10 protein-coding genes are annotated in these 15,615 nt (G+C 74.2%); 7 read left to right on the top strand and 3 right to left on the bottom strand.

The genetic code is table 11. The features are described from left to right. Positions 1-27 precede the first annotated feature (27 nt). Positions 28-5,112, top strand: a complete 5,085-nt coding sequence (locus WMF24_RS18070) for a wHTH domain-containing protein (protein ID WP_437737666.1) — start codon at positions 28-30, stop codon at positions 5,110-5,112. On the opposite strand, the gene WMF24_RS18065 is transcribed toward WMF24_RS18070, so the two are convergent. Then, positions 5,109-5,765: an HAD family hydrolase gene (locus tag WMF24_RS18065; RefSeq protein WP_437737665.1), complete on the bottom strand. Its 657-nt coding sequence runs from the start codon at positions 5,763-5,765 to the stop codon at positions 5,109-5,111. The genes WMF24_RS18070 and WMF24_RS18065 overlap by 4 nt on opposite strands. Before the next feature lie 290 nt (positions 5,766-6,055). On the opposite strand from WMF24_RS18065, the gene WMF24_RS18060 reads away from it, so the two are divergent. The 3 genes from WMF24_RS18060 (at position 6,056) to WMF24_RS18050 (ending at position 11,361) form a co-directional block, all read left to right on the top strand. Beyond that, on the top strand, positions 6,056-8,674 hold the full coding sequence (locus WMF24_RS18060) for an efflux RND transporter permease subunit (protein ID WP_437737664.1): 2,619 nt from the start codon (positions 6,056-6,058) through the stop codon (positions 8,672-8,674). A gap of 835 nt (positions 8,675-9,509) precedes the next feature. After that, positions 9,510-10,787: an AAA family ATPase gene (locus tag WMF24_RS18055; protein WP_437737663.1), complete on the top strand. Its 1,278-nt coding sequence runs from the start codon at positions 9,510-9,512 to the stop codon at positions 10,785-10,787. A gap of 109 nt (positions 10,788-10,896) precedes the next feature. Continuing rightward, entirely contained in the window at positions 10,897-11,361 is a 465-nt protein-coding gene (locus WMF24_RS18050) for a hypothetical protein (protein WP_437737662.1), read from the top strand. 46 nt (positions 11,362-11,407) lie between these two features. Here the strand turns inward: WMF24_RS18050 and WMF24_RS18045 are convergent, their stop codons facing one another. Together WMF24_RS18045 and WMF24_RS18040 are read right to left on the bottom strand one after the other, a co-directional pair. After that, the gene (locus WMF24_RS18045; protein ID WP_437737661.1) at positions 11,408-12,391 is read right to left on the bottom strand and encodes a hypothetical protein; all 984 of its coding nucleotides are present in this window, start codon (positions 12,389-12,391) and stop codon (positions 11,408-11,410) included. Further along, positions 12,372-13,412, bottom strand: a complete 1,041-nt coding sequence (locus WMF24_RS18040; protein ID WP_437737660.1) for a hypothetical protein — start codon at positions 13,410-13,412, stop codon at positions 12,372-12,374. The genes WMF24_RS18045 and WMF24_RS18040 overlap by 20 nt, the downstream gene beginning before the upstream one ends. Positions 13,413-13,561: 149 nt before the next feature. Between WMF24_RS18040 and WMF24_RS18035 the strand changes: the two genes are divergently transcribed. The 3 genes from WMF24_RS18035 (at position 13,562) to WMF24_RS18025 (ending at position 15,614) form a co-directional block, all read left to right on the top strand. Further along, positions 13,562-13,840: a hypothetical protein gene (locus WMF24_RS18035; protein WP_437737659.1), complete on the top strand. Its 279-nt coding sequence runs from the start codon at positions 13,562-13,564 to the stop codon at positions 13,838-13,840. A gap of 72 nt (positions 13,841-13,912) precedes the next feature. Further along, complete coding sequence (gene bufB / locus WMF24_RS18030) at positions 13,913-14,770, top strand: MNIO family bufferin maturase (protein ID WP_437737658.1); 858 nt, start codon at positions 13,913-13,915, stop codon at positions 14,768-14,770. Next, complete coding sequence (locus tag WMF24_RS18025) at positions 14,754-15,614, top strand: HvfC/BufC family peptide modification chaperone (protein WP_437737657.1); 861 nt, start codon at positions 14,754-14,756, stop codon at positions 15,612-15,614. Before bufB ends, WMF24_RS18025 begins: the two co-directional genes overlap by 17 nt. Position 15,615: the final 1 nt, after the last annotated feature.

The following is a 15,615-nucleotide window of genomic DNA, read 5'->3' as shown; positions in this document are numbered from 1 at the left end:
CTCCTCCACGTGCCGCACGTGCCGCACGTGCCGCGAGGGCGCGATCCCGACGAAGGCGCCCCGCGCCCCGCGCCCCGGGACGTGACGGGCTGGGCCGAGCAGATCCGCGCCTCGCGGCTCTGGGAGCTCGCCGCGGCCGACGCGGATTCGGCCCGCACCCGGGAAGAGACAGCGGCGCTGGCCGCGGCGTGCGCGGGCGTCGCCGCCGAGTCGACCGCTTCCGCCGCGGAGGCGCTCGGGTTCGAGGACCCGTGGCGCGACGACGGGCTTCCCGGCCGGACGATCGCGTGCCTCGAGGTCCTGCTCGGCGCGGCGCGGCTCGACCCACCGCTCGACGCGGTCGAGGCCGCGCTGTTGATGATCGCTCCCGTCGCCCGCGAGACGCTCCTGCGCGGCGCCCTCCTCGATCTCGCCCGCCACCACCCGGCGTCCTTCGCTCAGCGACCTGGCGCGACGGGCCTCCGCCTCGAGCTCGAGGCACAGCACCGCATGAGCCGCGGGCTCGTCGCGATCGTCGAGGCCGCGCCGGACGCGGACGGGCCGGCGGCCCGGGCGATCGCGACGGCGCTGGCGCACCGCGCCGCGCTCGCCTCGCCGGAGACCTGGGGCCGCCTCCCGCCAGCGCTGCGCCACGCGCACGGCGAGGCCGCCCGGGCGCTCGCCGCGCTGGAGCTCGTGGCGCCCCTCCCCGAGCTCGCGCAGGTCGCGGGCGCCCCGCTCGATCGGCGCGGCCCCCGCGCGGCCGCGGGCTTCGGCGCGCGCGAGCTGTCGCTGCTCACGCTCGACGACCGGGAGATCCGCGTCCGCGAGACGCTCGTCCTGCACCTCTCGCAGATCGCCGGCGCCATGGCGCTCGACGCCCGCGCGCTGCCGGACTGGGTGCTCGCGACGCTCGGCACCTCGGATCCGGCGGGCCCCGTGCTCTGGACGACGACGCGGGACGGGCTGGCCTGGAGCGCGCGGGCCGACCAGCTGAGCGTCGCTGGACCGTGCCCGCACCCGGCGTTCGACCTGCACCTCGACGCTCTCCTCGGGCGGCTCCGGTCGCTGCTCGATCACGCGGCGGCTTGCTGGACCTCTCGCCGCGGGGCATCGCGGGGGGCGGCCCCGTTCCCGAGCCGCGTCGATCGACGGCAGCTCCGCCCGACGCAGCTCGCTGACGGCCGGCCCTGCTACGAGCAGCCGCCGCCGCAGCTCGCGATCCCGCAGGACCGCCTCGTCGACATCGCCCCGCGGCTCGTCGCGCCCGGCTCCCCGTCGGACGTCGCGCTGGAGCTCTACCGGAACGCCGTCGACGCGTGCCGCTACCGGCAGACGCGGCAGGCGTACGCCGAGCGCGCCCTCGGCGCCCCCCCGCGCCCCTTCACCGGCGAGATCCGCATCGAGCACGGGCAGGACGATCGCGGCGTCTTCGTCGCCTGCCGCGACGCTGGCGCCGGGATGGACGTCGCGACCTTCCAGGCGTGCTTCGCCGCCGCCGGCGCGCCCCTCTGGCGGCAGCCGGGCTTCCTCGTCGAGCGCGCGCGCTGGGCGGCGGCGGGCCCGTCGTCCCCGGGCTTCACGCCCATGGGGCGCGACGGCCACGGCGTCGCCGCGCTCGTCGCCACGGCGACCGAGCTGGAGATCGAATCGCAGGCGATCGACGCGGATGGCCGCCCCGGCGAGCGCTTCGCCGCGCGCATCACCTCCGCGGGGCGCGTGATCCGCCTGACCCGCCTGCCCCCAGGCGGCGACGGGGGGACCCAGGTGCGCGTGTACTGTCGGGGAGCCGCGCTGCAGGACGACTTCCTCGATCGGCTCGCGGCTCACCTCTGGGTCGCGCCGTTCCCCACCGTCGCCGCGACCCGGTCCGGCTCGATGACGTGGCCCGCGGGCGCGCTCGCCGCCCACGCCGGCGACGCGAGCGTGGCCACCCGCAACCCCGCCTTCTGGTGGGTCGAAGGCACCGGGGCGCTCCTCGCGAACGGGCTGCGCGTCGGGCGCGCGCTGCCCGGCATGGTCCTCGATGTCGCGCCGCAGGAGCCCGCCAGCTTCGACGACCGCCAGATCGGCGCGATCGCCGGCCGCGAGATCGACGCGCTCGCCGGCGCCGGGATCGTCTCCACGGCGTGGCTCTGGCGGCTTGAAGACACCCACCCGAAGCTCTGCGGGACGATCGTGGCCGCGCTCCGGGACGGGGACGCGCGGGTCCGGCACAGGCTCCCCGGCCCGTCGACCGACGAGCCACGGACGTACGAGGTCCCCATCGCCGCGCTCGGGGTGTCTCGCCTGGATGTGGGGATCTTCGTCGGGATGGGCACACCGCCTCACGCGGCTACTGGTGCTCCGGATCCGCGAGCCCGGCGGCACCTGGTGTACTCCAGCACGGAGCCCACGGACGTGTCGTACGGCCCTTCGGGGCCGCTGGCCGCCCCGCAGCCGCAGGTCTTCTCGGAGCACCTCCGCGCCGCGTTGCCCGCGTGGCTCCTCCCGGCGCGGCTCGCGGCCTGGGCGTCGGTCGGGGTCGAGGAGCGCGACTGGGCGTTTCATCCCGAGCACCTCGGCGCTCCCCTGCCCGCCTGCCCTCCCCTCCTGCCCGGGGACGCCATCGCGCTCTCGAGAGACCTCGACGGATGCTCTCCCTGGGTGACGACCGAGATCTCTCCCGAGCACGTCGTGCAGGCGGCGATGCGGCTCGACGAGCCCGTCGGCGACGTGCTGGCGCGATTTCAGCGGTTCGCCGGCCTCGGTGTGCGCCTGTCCGACGTGGACTGGTCGCTGCTCGTGAACGCGGAGCTGAGCGCCGATGAGGCGCGCCTCGTGTTCTTCCGCGGCGCGCCCGAGTGGCAGCAGGTGCTCGTGGCCGCGGAGCGCGGGTGTACGTACGGCGAGGCGTACGCGTGGCTGCGCCGGTTCGAGCCGCTCGGCATCGCCGCCGTGCCGCCCCCCGGGGGCGCCGCGGCGCTCCGGTTCTCCCCGCAGGAGGTCGCCGCGCTGACGCAGCAGGTCGACCACGCCAGGGCGCGCATCGGGGCGGCCGACCTGATCGACGCGGCGCTGTCGGCCGGGATGACTGCAGACGCCCTGCACGACCTCGCGCGGCGGCTCGGCGCGGTGGGGGTCGAGGTGCCGACGATCGACATCGAGCAGCTCCGGCGCTGGATCGAGGACCCCGCCGATTTCACCCTGTTGAGCGAGTTCCTCGACAGGGACCGGCGGCTCTCGCGCGTCTCGCTCGTGTGCCTGTCGGCCGAGAAGGGCCTGCCGCTCGCGGCCGTCCGCGACCTCACGGACGCGTGCGCCGCGCTGGGACTTCCGTGCGACCCGCTCCCCGAGGCGCCGCCCGACCTCCGGCTCGACGCCTCGCACCTGCGGCTCCTGTCGCGCGATCTCGACGGGCGCGCCCCCTGGAAGGAGCGGCCGCTCGACGTGTGGGACGTCGTCGCTGCCCACGACGTCGTGGGCGCGGAGGCGCTCGCCGGCCTCGGGACGCTGGCGCAGCTCGGGTTGGTCGAGCCGCGCGTCGCGTGTCAGCTCCGCGCGGTGTGGGAGCGGCTCGGCCTCGTCTCTTGCGCGGTGCTGCACCGGGAGCGATGCCTCAGCGCCGCCCATCTCCTGTGGATCTCGGCGAGGACGGCGACGCCGCTGGGCCGTCTGGCCGACGACCTCCGCCCACTGCTCGCCGCCGACGTGCCGTGTCCCGCGGCGGCCGCCCTCGAGGGCGCGCACGATGCCCAGGCGTACGTCGCCGGCCCCGCGGACCTCGCTGTCGTCACGAGCCGCGGGGGCCACGACACGGTGCTCCCGGAGGAGGCCCTCACGCTCCTGCAACTGCTCGGCGCGCACAATGCCGTGGGTGATGAGGTGCTCAGGACCGTCGCGCTGCTCCGCCGCCTGGGCAGCGCGGTGCCGGACCTGAGCCAGCTCGCCCTGGCCTGCCTCTCGGCGGCAGGCGACGGCATGGCGCCCTGGATCACGGGCCCGCTTCCGATTCCATCCACGCACCTGCTCCGCGTCGCGGCGGACGCCGGCGTGACCGTCGGTGAGGTGGCGACCGCGCTGCTGCGCGCCACCGAGGGCGCGCGCGTGTACAGCCTGCAAAACCTGCACGCACGCCGCTGGGCCGCGCTCACGGACACGCGTGTTTCCACGTCGCAGGTCGCGCTCCTGGCGAACCTCGATCTCCCCGACGACATCGGCGACGAGGGCGCCGTTGCGTTCCCGTCGCTCCTCTTCGCTGCCATCCGCACCGGCACCCCGGTGGACAAGCTGCGGGAGAGCCTGTCGTGGCTGACCTCCCTCGGCGTGCGCCTCCCGCCGTCGACAGGGATCTCGGAGTGGGTCGCGGAGGACGTGATGCTCCTCTCCAAGCACCTCGACGGACGACCGCCCTGGATCGGGCCGGTGATCGGCGCCGGGCACCTGCTGCGGGCGGCGCATCGGCTCGCGCTCCCCCTGGGCTCGACGCTCGACCGGGCGGCGCGGCTCGCCCGCGCGGGGTACCGCATCGACGTGCCTGCCTTGAACGCCGATCCGGGCGCGATCACGCAGGAAGATCTCGTGGCGGCGTCCTCGCGCCTCGATGGCGAGGCCCCGTGGCTGCAGGGCCGGGTCGACGCCGCGCACGTCGAGGCCGCCGCGGCCGCCAACCGGGAGACCACGGACGTCACGTGGCGCCGGTTGCAGCGGCTCGCGCCGGTGCTCGCGCTGGAGCTGCCGCCCGACGCGCCCGCGGCACCGTCGCTGCGCGAGGCGCCCTCGGCGGCGAAGGCCGACGCGGCGACCTCGGAGCGCCGCGCGGTGCTCTTCGTCGTCGGCCGTAAGGGCCCCCCCAGGCGCTTCCTGCTGAGCAGCCCCGAGGTGATCATCGGGCGCGACCAGCACTGCGACGTGTCGCTCGACGACACCCAGGCCTCGCGCCGGCACTGCCGGCTCGCTCGCCGCGCCGACGGCGGCTTCCTCCTCGTCGACGAGTGCAGCCGCAACGGCGTCTACGTGGGAGGCAAGCGCGTCTTCACCCAGCGGCTGACGGAGGACGCCGACATCCACGTCGGCACGACGCGCCTCCAGCTCCGGTTCACGTCGGGCGCTGCGAGCGAAGCTGGCGGTGAAGGGTCGGACGGCCCCGGCTAGCCGAGCAGACGCTCGAACGCGCCCTCGGCGAGCTCATCGAGCCGCTCGACCGAGAGGTCGGCCCCGAGCTGCGCGTGCCGCGGCCCCACGCCGATCACCTTCATGCCGCCGCGCTTGCCCGCGAGGACGCCCGCGGGGGCGTCCTCGACGACGACGCACCGGTCCGGCGGGGCGCCGACCCGCTCGGCCGCCCGGAGGAAGACCGCGGGGTGCGGCTTGCCGTGGGACACCTCCTCGCTGCTGATCACCGCGTCGAACACGCCCGCGAGCCCGGTCGCCGCGAGGATCGCGTCGAGGTTCTCGCGCGGCGCGGAGGACGCGATCGCCATCCGGAAGCCGCTCCGGGGGAGCGCGTTCAGCCACGTGCGCACGCCGGGCAGCGGCTCGATCCCGGTTTCGGCCATGAGCTCCCGGTAGTGCCGTTCCTTCGCGCCCGCGATGCGGGCGATCTCGGCCTCCGGGATCTCGGGGCCGATCAGGCGGCGGAGGAGATCGTCGTTGCGCATCCCGAACACCGCATCATGGTCATCGCGATCGTAGGAGCGCCCCTCGGCCGCGAGCGCCTCGCGCCAGGCGATGAAATGGATCTCGCTGGAGTCGACCAGCGTCCCGTCCATGTCCCAGAGAACGGCCTTCGTATGCGGTAGCGACATGGGGAGAGACTATCACCTGCTGTTCCGCGAAACCTGACGGCAACATCACCGCAACGGCGACGCCGGCAGCAACCATCGGTCGCTCCACCCCCTGTTTCTTGCTATCGCTCCCCCGCGGTCCTCGGGCCTCTGCCCGGGCCTCGGCCGCGCCCTGCCGCCGCGCTGCGCGCGCTCCGCTGTTCCGCGGGGAAGCCGTTCCCTGACGAGGACGTAGAGCACGACGGCGCCCACGCGCCCTTGCGCCCTCGCGCCTTCACAAACTGCCACAGCCTCGGATCCCTGACCTCCTCATGCCCTCTCCGCAGATGCCACCTACGGCGCCTCGCCCGCCGACCTCCCCTTCCCAGGCCCCTTCCCCTCAGGCCCCGCCGCCCTCCTCGAACGGCGGCGGGCTCGCGTCGCGCCTCGCCGCGCTCCAGGTGAACCGGCCGGCGCTCCCGCTGCTCTTCACCGGGCTCCTCACGGCCCTCGCCATCTTCCTGGCGACGCGGCTCACGGTGATGACCGGGTTCGAGTCGCTCCTGCCGGCGTCGCGGCCCAGCGTGCAGGAGCTCGACCGGGTCGCGGCAAAGACGGCGGGCGTGTCCACGCTCTTCGTCGTGCTGCAGGGCGGCGAGGGCACGCCGACGGCCGCGCTCCAGCGCGCCGCCGACGCGCTGGTGCCGGAGATCGAGCGGCTCGGCCCGCCGTGGGTCGGCAGCGTCGAGGCCGGCGTGCACGAGGCGACCCGCTACCTCGCGCCGCGCGCCGGGCTCTACGTCGATCGCGACAAGCTCACGAAGCTGCGGGACGACATCGAGGCCCGCTACGCCTACGAGGTCAACAAGGCGACCGGCGCGCTGCTCGACGACGACGAGCCGCCGCCCGAGCTGAGCGCGCGCTCGATCGAGCAGAGCCTCGGCCTGAACGGGATCGACGCCGGGCGCTACCCCGACGGCTACTACCAGTCGAAGGACGGCAAGACCGTCGTCGTCGCGATCCGCTCGAAGGTGCTCGGGAGCGATTTCGCCGCCGGCAGCGAGGCGCTCCGGCGCGTGCGCGAGGTCGTCGAGCGCGTGCGCCCGGCCTCGTTCGACCCCGGGATCACCTACGGCCTCTCCGGCGATCTGGCGACCGGCATCGCCGAATACGCGGCGATCAACGAGGACCTGACCGACGTCGGCGTCGCGGGCGCCGTGCTCATCGCGGCGGTCGTGTTCCTCTACTACCTGCGCGTGCGCACGCTCGTCGCGATGGTGATCACGATCGGCGTCGGCGTCGCCTGGACGTTCGGGGTGACGCAGCTCGCGATCGGCCACCTCAACATGGCGACCGGGTTCCTCTTCTCGATCGTCGCCGGCAACGGGATCAACTTCGGCATCATCTACATGGCGCGCTACATGGAGGCGCGCCGCGGCGGGGCGAGCCTGCTCGAGGGCGTGCGCGTCGCGCACCGCGAGACGTGGCTCCCGACGCTCACGGCCGGCTGCGCCGCCGCGGCGGCGTACGCCTCGCTGATCGTCACCGAGTTCCGGGGGTTCCGCGACTTCGGCCTCATCGGCGGCGCCGGCATGGTCCTCTGCTGGGTCGCCACGTTCGTCGCGCTGCCGAGCCTCCTCGCGCTCATGGAGCGGCTCGTCCCGCAAGAGCGCGGCTCGGGGGGCCTGCTCGGCCGGCTCCGGCAGCGCACGCAGGGCGGCCTCGCGTTCGGCGCGCCGTTCGCGCGGCTCGCGTCGCGCGGCCCGGTCGGGATCACGCTCGCGGGCCTCGCCCTCGCCGCGGCCGGCGTCGTCGCCACGGTGTCCTACGTGCGCGCCGACCCGATGGAGTACGACCTCCGGCAGCTGCGCAACGACGAGCGCGCGCGCGCCGAGCAGATCCGCCTCGGCGAGCTCGCCGAGGAGATCACGGGCTACGTGGGCTCCGACGGCATGGCGATCCTCGTGGATCGGCCCGAGCAGATCGAGCCGCTCAGGGCGGCGCTCTACGCGCGGCGCGACGCCGCGCCCGAGGGCGCGAAGCCGTTCAAGGAGATCTACGCGCTCCAGGATTTCGTCCCGAAGGACCAGGAGGCGAAGATCCCGCTGCTCCAGGAGATCAAGGATCGCGTCGTCCGGGCGAGGAAGCGCGGCCTCATCGGCGACGACGACTGGCGCCGGATCGAGGCGATCATCCCGCCCGACGATCTCGCGCCGTTCGGGATCGCTGATCTGCCGGCGGGGGTGGCGCGCGCGTTCACCGAGACGGACGGCACGCGCGGGCGCATCGTCTACATCAGCCCGATCTCGCCCGAGAGCGTGCACGACGCGCACTACCTGTTCCGGTGGGCCGACGCGTACCGCGAGACGCGGCTCCCGGACGGCAGCGTCGTGCGCGGCTCCGGGCGCGCGGTGATCTACGCCGACATGTGGGCGGCGGTCATCGACGACGTGCCGCCGGCGGTGCTCTTCTCGCTGGCCGCGACGGTGCTCGTCGTGCTCGTCGCCTTCCGCGGCGGCCGTCCGGCGTTCGCGGTGCTGGGCGCGCTGCTCGTCGGCGTCTCGTGGATGGCTGGGCTCCTCGTGCTGATGGACGTGAAGCTCAACTTCCTGAACTTCATCGCCTTGCCGCTGACGTTCGGCATCGGCGTCGACTACGCCGTGAACATCGTCCAGCGGTACGCGCGCGAGGGCGCCGGCGGCGCGCTGACCGCCGTGCGCGAGACGGGCGGCGCGGTGATCCTCTGCAGCCTCACGACGGCGCTCGGCTACCTCGCCCTGATCCGCTCGCAGAACCACGCGGTGCGCAGCCTCGGCGTCGCGGCCGTGATCGGCGAGCTCGCCTGCCTCTTCGCCGCGGTGCTCGTGCTGCCCGCCGCGCTGCTCTGGATCGACAGGCGTCGCCCCAAGGGCGCGGAGAGCTTCCTCGCCGTCGGCCGCCCGACGACCTGAGCGCGGCTCCCGGGGCGCGCGCGGGGCGTGCATCTCTGTGCTCCCTCGGCGCGCCCTGTCGATGAAGGCCGACCTCCCGGCGTCGGCCCTCCCCGACCGACTCGAACCGTTGCGGCTCCCCTGGCGTCGGCCCTCCCTGACCGACCCGAACCGTTGCGGCTCCCCTGGCGTCGGCCCTCCCTGACCGACTCGAACCGTTGCGGCTCCCCTGGCGTCGGCCCTCCCTGACCGACTCGAACCGTTGCGGCCCCCTGGCGTTGCCCCTTCCTGGCCGACTCGAACCGTTGCGGCCCCCCTGGCGGCAGCCCCCACGCGACGGATCCGATCCGTTGCCACCCCCTGGCGGCAGCCCCTCGCGACGGATCCGATCCGTTGCGGCCCCCCGGCCGCAGCCCCTCGCGACGGATCCGATCCGTTGCGGCCCCCCGGCCGCAGCCCCTCGCGACGGATCCGATCCGTTGCGGCCCCCCGGCCGCAGCCCCTCGCGACGGATCCGATCCGTCGCTGTGGCCGGCGGGGGTGGCGCCCGCGCCGAGCTCACGGCCACGCCTGGGTCCCCGACCCTACCGCCGGCAGTCTCGCCCCCGTCGGAGCTCCGTTCCGCTCCAGCGCTCCGGCGGCCGGCCCCTGCGGCGCCGCACGACCGGGCGGAGCCCGTGGGGGCGCCTTTTCTTGCCTTCTGCCACGCGACCCAGCAGATCACGGGCTGCCATGGTCAAGACGCAGCCGATGATGTCCGTCTGCAGGGAGGCCAGGCACGCCTTCCGCGCTCCTCCGCGTGCGACCATCGTCGACGCCGGGCCGGACGACACGCGGTCGATCAGGAAGGGCGGCGATGCTTGAGCGGCTGGAGCTCCACGACACCGGCCCCGCGCCCTTGATGGTATTCGAGCTCGCGCCGCGGCTGAACCTCTTCGCGGGCGACAACGGACTGGGCAAGACCTTCGTGCTGGACGTCAGCTGGTTTGCGCTGACGGGCACGTGGCCGGGCTACCCCGCGGCGCCGCGACGTGGGCCATCGGTCAAGCCCGAGATCGTCCGGCAGACGCGCGACGGGGAGGCCGTGCATCGGATCTCGTCGTCGTTCGATTTCGAGGAGCAGCACTGGCATACCGTCTACCCAGCCGGTTTCTTCGGCCGCTCCGGCCTCGTCTTCTACGCTCGCGTCGATGGCAGCTTTTCCGTGTGGGATCCGCTTCGGCCCGCTGGGCACCTGCAGTTCCCCCTCGGCGTGAAGTCGTCAGGCCCGGTGCCGGGCTTTCATTTCACGCCCAGCGAGATCTGGAACGGGCTCACCGCGGACGACCGCGATGGCTCGGTGCTCTGCAACGGCCTGATCCGCGACTGGACGACATGGCAGCTCCGGCGAGACAGCACGTTCGATCTGCTGACGCGCGTGCTGAAGGTCCTGTCGCCGAGACCTGGAGAGACGCTCCGCCCCGGCGCGATCACGACCCGCGTCTCGCTGCATGATGTGCGCGACATCCCCACCCTCGACATGCCGTACGGCAATGTCCCGGTGGTGCTCGCGTCCGCCGGGATGAAGCGCATCCTCTCGTTCGCCTACCTTCTCGTCTGGATGTGGCGCGAGCACGTCGAGGCGGCGAAGCTCCGGAACGTCGCGCCGGAGCGGAGCCTTGTCGTGCTCGTCGACGAGCTGGAGGCGCACCTGCACCCGCAGTGGCAACGCGTGATCCTGCCCGCCCTGCTCCGGGTCTCGCGCGAGCTCGAAGCATCCATCGAGACGCAGCTCCTCATCACGACGCACGCGCCGCTCGTCCTCGCCTCGGCGGAGCCACACTTCGACGAGGCGCGCGACGCGCTCTTCCTGTTCGATCTGGACGGGGCCGAGGTCACCGTGTCGAAGCCCGCGTGGAAGCCGCGCGGGGACGCCTCTGCGTGGCTCACCTCCGACGTGTTCGACCTCGCGCAGGCGCGGTCCGTCGAGGCGGAGAGGGCGATCCTCGACGCGATGGCCGCGATGCGGCGGCCGGACCTGCCGATCGAGGACGCGAAGCGAATCCACGAGGAGCTGCACGACGTGCTGAAGGACACCGATCCGTTCTGGGCGCGCTGGCTCGTCAGGGCGCGGCAGGCCGGGCTCACGCCGTGATCCGCGTCCCCCTTCAGCCGGAGCCGGAGCGCTTCGACGCGCTCGTCCGGCAGCCCGGCCTGCGCGCCGTCGCCGCGAACGTGGAGCCCCTGCCCCCGTACTGGCGGGAGTGCCTGAACGACTGCGGGATAGCTACCGCAGCATCTGCGCGTACCTGTGCGTGCTCGTGCCGCGAGGCACGGGGGCGCGGTCGGTCGATCACGTCGCGCCGAGATCGAAGCGCCGCGAGCTCGCGTACGAGTGGAGCAACTACCGCTTCGTGTGCTCGCTCATGAACGCGCGCAAGCGCGACTTCGAGGACGTGCTCGATCCGATGGAGATCCCCGACGGCTGGTTCGTCCTCGAGCTGTCGTTCCTCCAGGTGCTTCCGGCGGAGGGCCTCGACGGCGAGACGCGCGCGCGTGTCCAGGCGACGATCGAACGCCTGAAGCTCAACGACAAGGAGTGCATCGCCGCGCGGGAGATGTACTACACGGCGTACCTGGAAGGAGGGCTGAAGCTGGAGTGGCTACAGGAATGGAGCCCGTTCGTCGCCAGGGAGGTCGTCCGGCAGGGGCTGGTCAGGCGAGCGTGATTCAGGAGGAGCCACGCTCAGCGCGCGCCGCCTCTGCGCGCGTACTTCACGGCGGCGCGCGCAGATCCGCGCAGCAACGCACGCCGGTCGAGTAGTCGTAGTACGTGAAGTCGTGCGACGTCACGCGCGCCATGCACCCCTCCCGGGTCGCGCGCGCATAGAAGCCCCCGACGAACGTCCCCTCCGGGTCGTCGATCCACTCGTCGAGGTTGCCGACCATGTCGGCGATCGCGTCGTCCTCCCACGCGCTCGCGCACGTCGCCGTCTCGCCGGTCCGCCGCAGGAGCGGCGCGCCGGCGACGCGCACCAGGTTGAGCCGGGGATCGCTGTGCCCGAGCGTCACGTCGCGGTGGAGCACGGCGGCCGGGTGGCCCTCGCGGAACACGTTGCACTTCCCGTCCGCGTAGGTCGGCCCGTACGGGAACTGCTCGTCGCGCTCGCCGCGGCACGCCGTCCGCCACTCGTCGAGCGTGCAGAGCCGCTTGCCGGCGTTCCGGCACGCGAGCTCCGCCTGCGCGCCGCTCGTGTAGCCCTGCGGGAGCACGCCCCGGCGCGACACGGCGCGCGGCTCGAACTCGCGCTGCTTTTGCCAGCCGGGCAGGAGCGGCAGCTCCATCTGCCGCGCCTCCGCGTCGCCGAGCTGGAGCCGCATCTTCGACCAGATCCGCTCGACGGACGCGGCCGCCTGCCGCGACGGCGGATAGAACGCCGAGATCTCGAGCCCGGTCTCCCTGTCGAGCAGCACCGCCTCGTAGCGGTCGACACAGTACCGGCGCGCCACCCGCACCATCTCCGGCGGGCAGCGCGGCTCGGCCGGCGGCGCGGGCGGCCTCGGCCCCGCAGGCCCTCCGACGAGCGGCGGCGCCGCCTCCGGTCCGCCCGCGTCCGCCGTGCCCGCGCTGACCGCGCCCGCCCCCCCATCCGCCGCGCCCGCGTCCGCGGCGCCGCGATCCCGCTCCGAGCGGCAGCCCGCGAGCACCGCGACCGCGAGCGCGAGCGCCGCGAGACGCTCAGCGGATCGCGCCGGCATAGGGGTCGATCGACGCGGGCTCGCGGCAGAAGAAGCGGCGGAGCACGAGGTAGTGGTGGACCGGCAGGAGCTTCGTCTGCTCCCGCATCGACAGCCCCATCCGGCTGATCTCGGCGCCCGGGAACGGCGTCTTCGGGTAGCAGCGGACGATCCCGGAGAGCGCCTCGTACTCGTCGAGCAGGCCGAGCACGTGGCCCACCTCGTGCGCGAGCACGGGCAGCGACCAGCCGGCCCGCATCGCGCTGAAGTACGGCGTCCTGCCGCACGTCGGCGAGAGCGGCACCGAGAGGTCGACCCGCAGCGACCGCCCGCGCGCCTCGTCCGCGAGCACGAAGTCGAAGTCGTACCGGACCGGCAGCCCGAAGGCGCGCGCGTCGCGGTTCCAGTAGCCCTCCACCTCGGCCGACCAGCGCGCGAGCAGCGCGCGGATCGCGGCCGGCGTCGCCCTGGCCGAGAACTCGCCCGAGCCCGGGCACGCGTCCGTCGAGCCGGAGCGCGCGTACGGCGTCCCGCGGCACACCATCTCGCCCCCGAGCGCGGCGTGGAGCCCGCAGTCGGGCAGCTCGAGCCGGGCACCAGCGTCTGCCGGCGGATCGACGGCGATGCGCGCCTCGACCTCCCAGGCGCCGCCGCGCCGCCGCACGAGGTAGCTCATGGGGCCGAAGAACAGGCCGTAGTGGGGCATCATCCCGGCGATCCGCCGCTCCCCTTCCGGCGCGCCCCCGTGGAAGACGCCGCGCGCGGACGGCAGGCACAGGTACGCGTCCTTCGCGACGGTGTCCGCGAGGACGTCCCGGAACGTCGCCTCGCGCCCCTCCAGCAGCGGCCCGCTCATCGCCTCGAGCTCCGCCGCGACCGCGTCGATCGTGAGCCCTCGCCCCGGGGCCGCGCCCCCCGCCGCGCCGGCGCCCTCGCGCGACGCGCCGCCGCAGCCCGCTGCCCCCAGCGACGCGAGCCCCGCCGCTGCGAGGAGCGCCGCGCCACGGCGGACACTTTGTCTTGCACCCGCCGTCCGATGCACGTTACGTCGTCCGTGAAACGCGGCACGCGGGCGGCGTGTCCACACTGCACGGGACACGCCGCCGGACGCCGTGCGCGCAGGGGGAAGTCGCGGAGGCGTGGAGGTCAACGCCGCTCCCTTACAACGTGGAGGTTCAGATGGCGATGGACATGGGCAAGACGTTGGCGTTGACGGCGGTGTCGGGCATGGTGGCGGGCCTCGCGGGCTGTGCCTCGTCGCCGCCGCCGGACCCGGAGACGCCGGCCCCCGCGGGCGAGCCCGCTGCGGCGGAGGCGACCGAGGCGGGCGCCAAGGCGTGCTGCGCCGGCAAGAACGAGTGCAAGGGCAAGGGCGGCTGCAAGACCGACTCCCACGGGTGCGCGGGCCAGAACGAGTGCAAGGGCAAGGGCGGCTGCAAGCCCGCCGAGTGCGGCGGCCACGCCCACTGAGCCGCCGATCCGCGCGAACGCCTGGCCCGCGGCGCGCCCGCGGCGCCGGGCGGCGCGCGCCGCGGTGACCCCATGGCGAGCCCCGAGCGCATGCGGCTGGGCCTGCCCGACCTCGGCGTCGGCGTCGGGCTGCGCATCCCGCACTACCGCCACGTCTTCGAGCACCGGCCCCGCGTCGACTGGTTCGAGATCATCAGCGAGAACTTCATGGTCGACGGCGGCATGCCGATCGCCAACCTGGAGCGCGCCCTCGCGAGCTACCGCCTCGTCCAGCACGGCGTCTCGCTCTCGATCGGCAGCGCGGATCCGCTCGACTTCGACTACCTCCGCCGGCTCAAGGCGCTGCTCGGCAAGGTGCGATCCCCCTGGGTGAGCGATCACCTCTGCTGGACCGGCGCGCACGGGGTCAACCTGCACGACCTGCTCCCGCTGCCGTACACCGAGGAGGCCGTGCGGTACGTCGCGGCGCGGGCCCGCGCGGTGCAGGACTTCCTCGAGGTCCGGCTCGCCCTGGAGAACGTGTCGAGCTACCTGACCTTCACCGCGAGCCGGATGACCGAGTGGGAGTTCCTGGCGGCGGTCGCGGAGGAGGCCGACTGCGGCATCCTGCTCGACGTCAACAACGTGGTCGTCTCCTCGTTCAACCACGGCTTCGACCCGGACGCCTACATCGACGGGGTGCCGCACCACCGGATCGTGCAGTTTCACCTCGCCGGCCACACGCACCACGGCAAGTACATCCTCGACACGCACAGCGCCCACGTGGACGACGCCGTGTGGGCGCTGTACCGGCGCGCCGTCGCCCGCACCGGCGACGTCTCGACGCTGATCGAGTGGGACGACGACATCCCGGCGTTCGAGGTGCTCGCCGCCGAGGCGGAGAAGGCGCGCGCGATCCGGGAGGAGGTCGCGCGTGCGCGCGCCGCCTGAGCCCGAGCCTCCGGCCGAGCTGGCCGCGCTGATGCGCGAGCTCACCCGCCTGGTCACGGCCGCCTCGCCGCTGCCGGACGACGCCGCGCTCGCCGGCCGGTGCGGCGAGCTCGTCGCGGCGAGCGCGCGGCTCACGCCCGCAGAGCAGGCCGACATCTACCGCCGGCAGTTCTGGCTGCGCCACGTCGACGCGCTCCGCGAGGACTACCCCGCGCTCGCGTACGTCCTCGGCGACGGCGGCTTCGACACGTTCGCCCGGGCGTACCTCGCGGCGCACCCGCCCACGAGCTTCACGCTGCGCGATCTCGGGCGCGACGTCGTCGATTTCTCCAGCGTCTACGACGGGTTCCCCCCTGCCCTCCGGGAGCTCGCGCGCGACGTCGCGCGGTACGAGCGCGCGCTCGTCGACCTGTTCGACGGCGCCGCGCCCCCGCCGCTCGATCCCGCGAAGGTGACCGGCATGCCCGCGGAGGGCTGGTCCACGGCCCGGATCGTCCTGCACCCGCTGCTCACGCTGGTGCGGCTCCGCTACCCGGCGCACCTCCTCCGCCGCGAGCTGCGGGAGGGACGATCGCCCGCGCTGCCCGCGCCGCGCCCGGTCCACCTCGCCGTCTTCCGCAGCGCCGCCGATCTCACCATCCGCTACGAGGAGCTCGCTCCGCCGGCGTTCGCGCTCCTCGAGGCGCTCGGGCGGGGCGTGCCGCTCGTCGCGGCGTGCGAGGAGGTCGCCGCGGGGCCCGACGAGGCGGCGCTTGCTGCGCGCGTCGGGGGCTGGTTCCAGCAGTGGACGAGCTGGGGGCTGATCGTCGACGTCGCGCGGGGCGCCCGCGCCGAAGGCGGCTAAG

The organism is Sorangium sp. So ce1335 (assembly GCF_051521615.1).
In the GTDB taxonomy this organism is placed as follows: domain Bacteria; phylum Myxococcota_A; class Polyangia; order Polyangiales; family Polyangiaceae; genus Sorangium.
The sequence above is the reverse complement of the archived record's forward strand: the minus strand, read 5'-3'. Positions and strand labels throughout refer to the sequence as shown.

Excerpts from the sequence above, each read along its gene's own strand:
- bufB (WP_437737658.1), top strand. The coding sequence starts at position 13,913 with ATGGCGAGCCCCGAGCGCATGCGGCTGGGCCTGCCCGACCTCGGCGTC.
- WMF24_RS18055 (WP_437737663.1), top strand. The coding sequence starts at position 9,510 with ATGCTTGAGCGGCTGGAGCTCCACGACACCGGCCCCGCGCCCTTGATG.
- WMF24_RS18045 (WP_437737661.1), bottom strand. The coding sequence starts at position 12,391 with ATGCCGGCGCGATCCGCTGAGCGTCTCGCGGCGCTCGCGCTCGCGGTC.
- WMF24_RS18065 (WP_437737665.1), bottom strand. The coding sequence starts at position 5,765 with ATGTCGCTACCGCATACGAAGGCCGTTCTCTGGGACATGGACGGGACG.
- WMF24_RS18035 (WP_437737659.1), top strand. The coding sequence starts at position 13,562 with ATGGGCAAGACGTTGGCGTTGACGGCGGTGTCGGGCATGGTGGCGGGC.
- WMF24_RS18060 (WP_437737664.1), top strand. The coding sequence starts at position 6,056 with ATGCCCTCTCCGCAGATGCCACCTACGGCGCCTCGCCCGCCGACCTCC.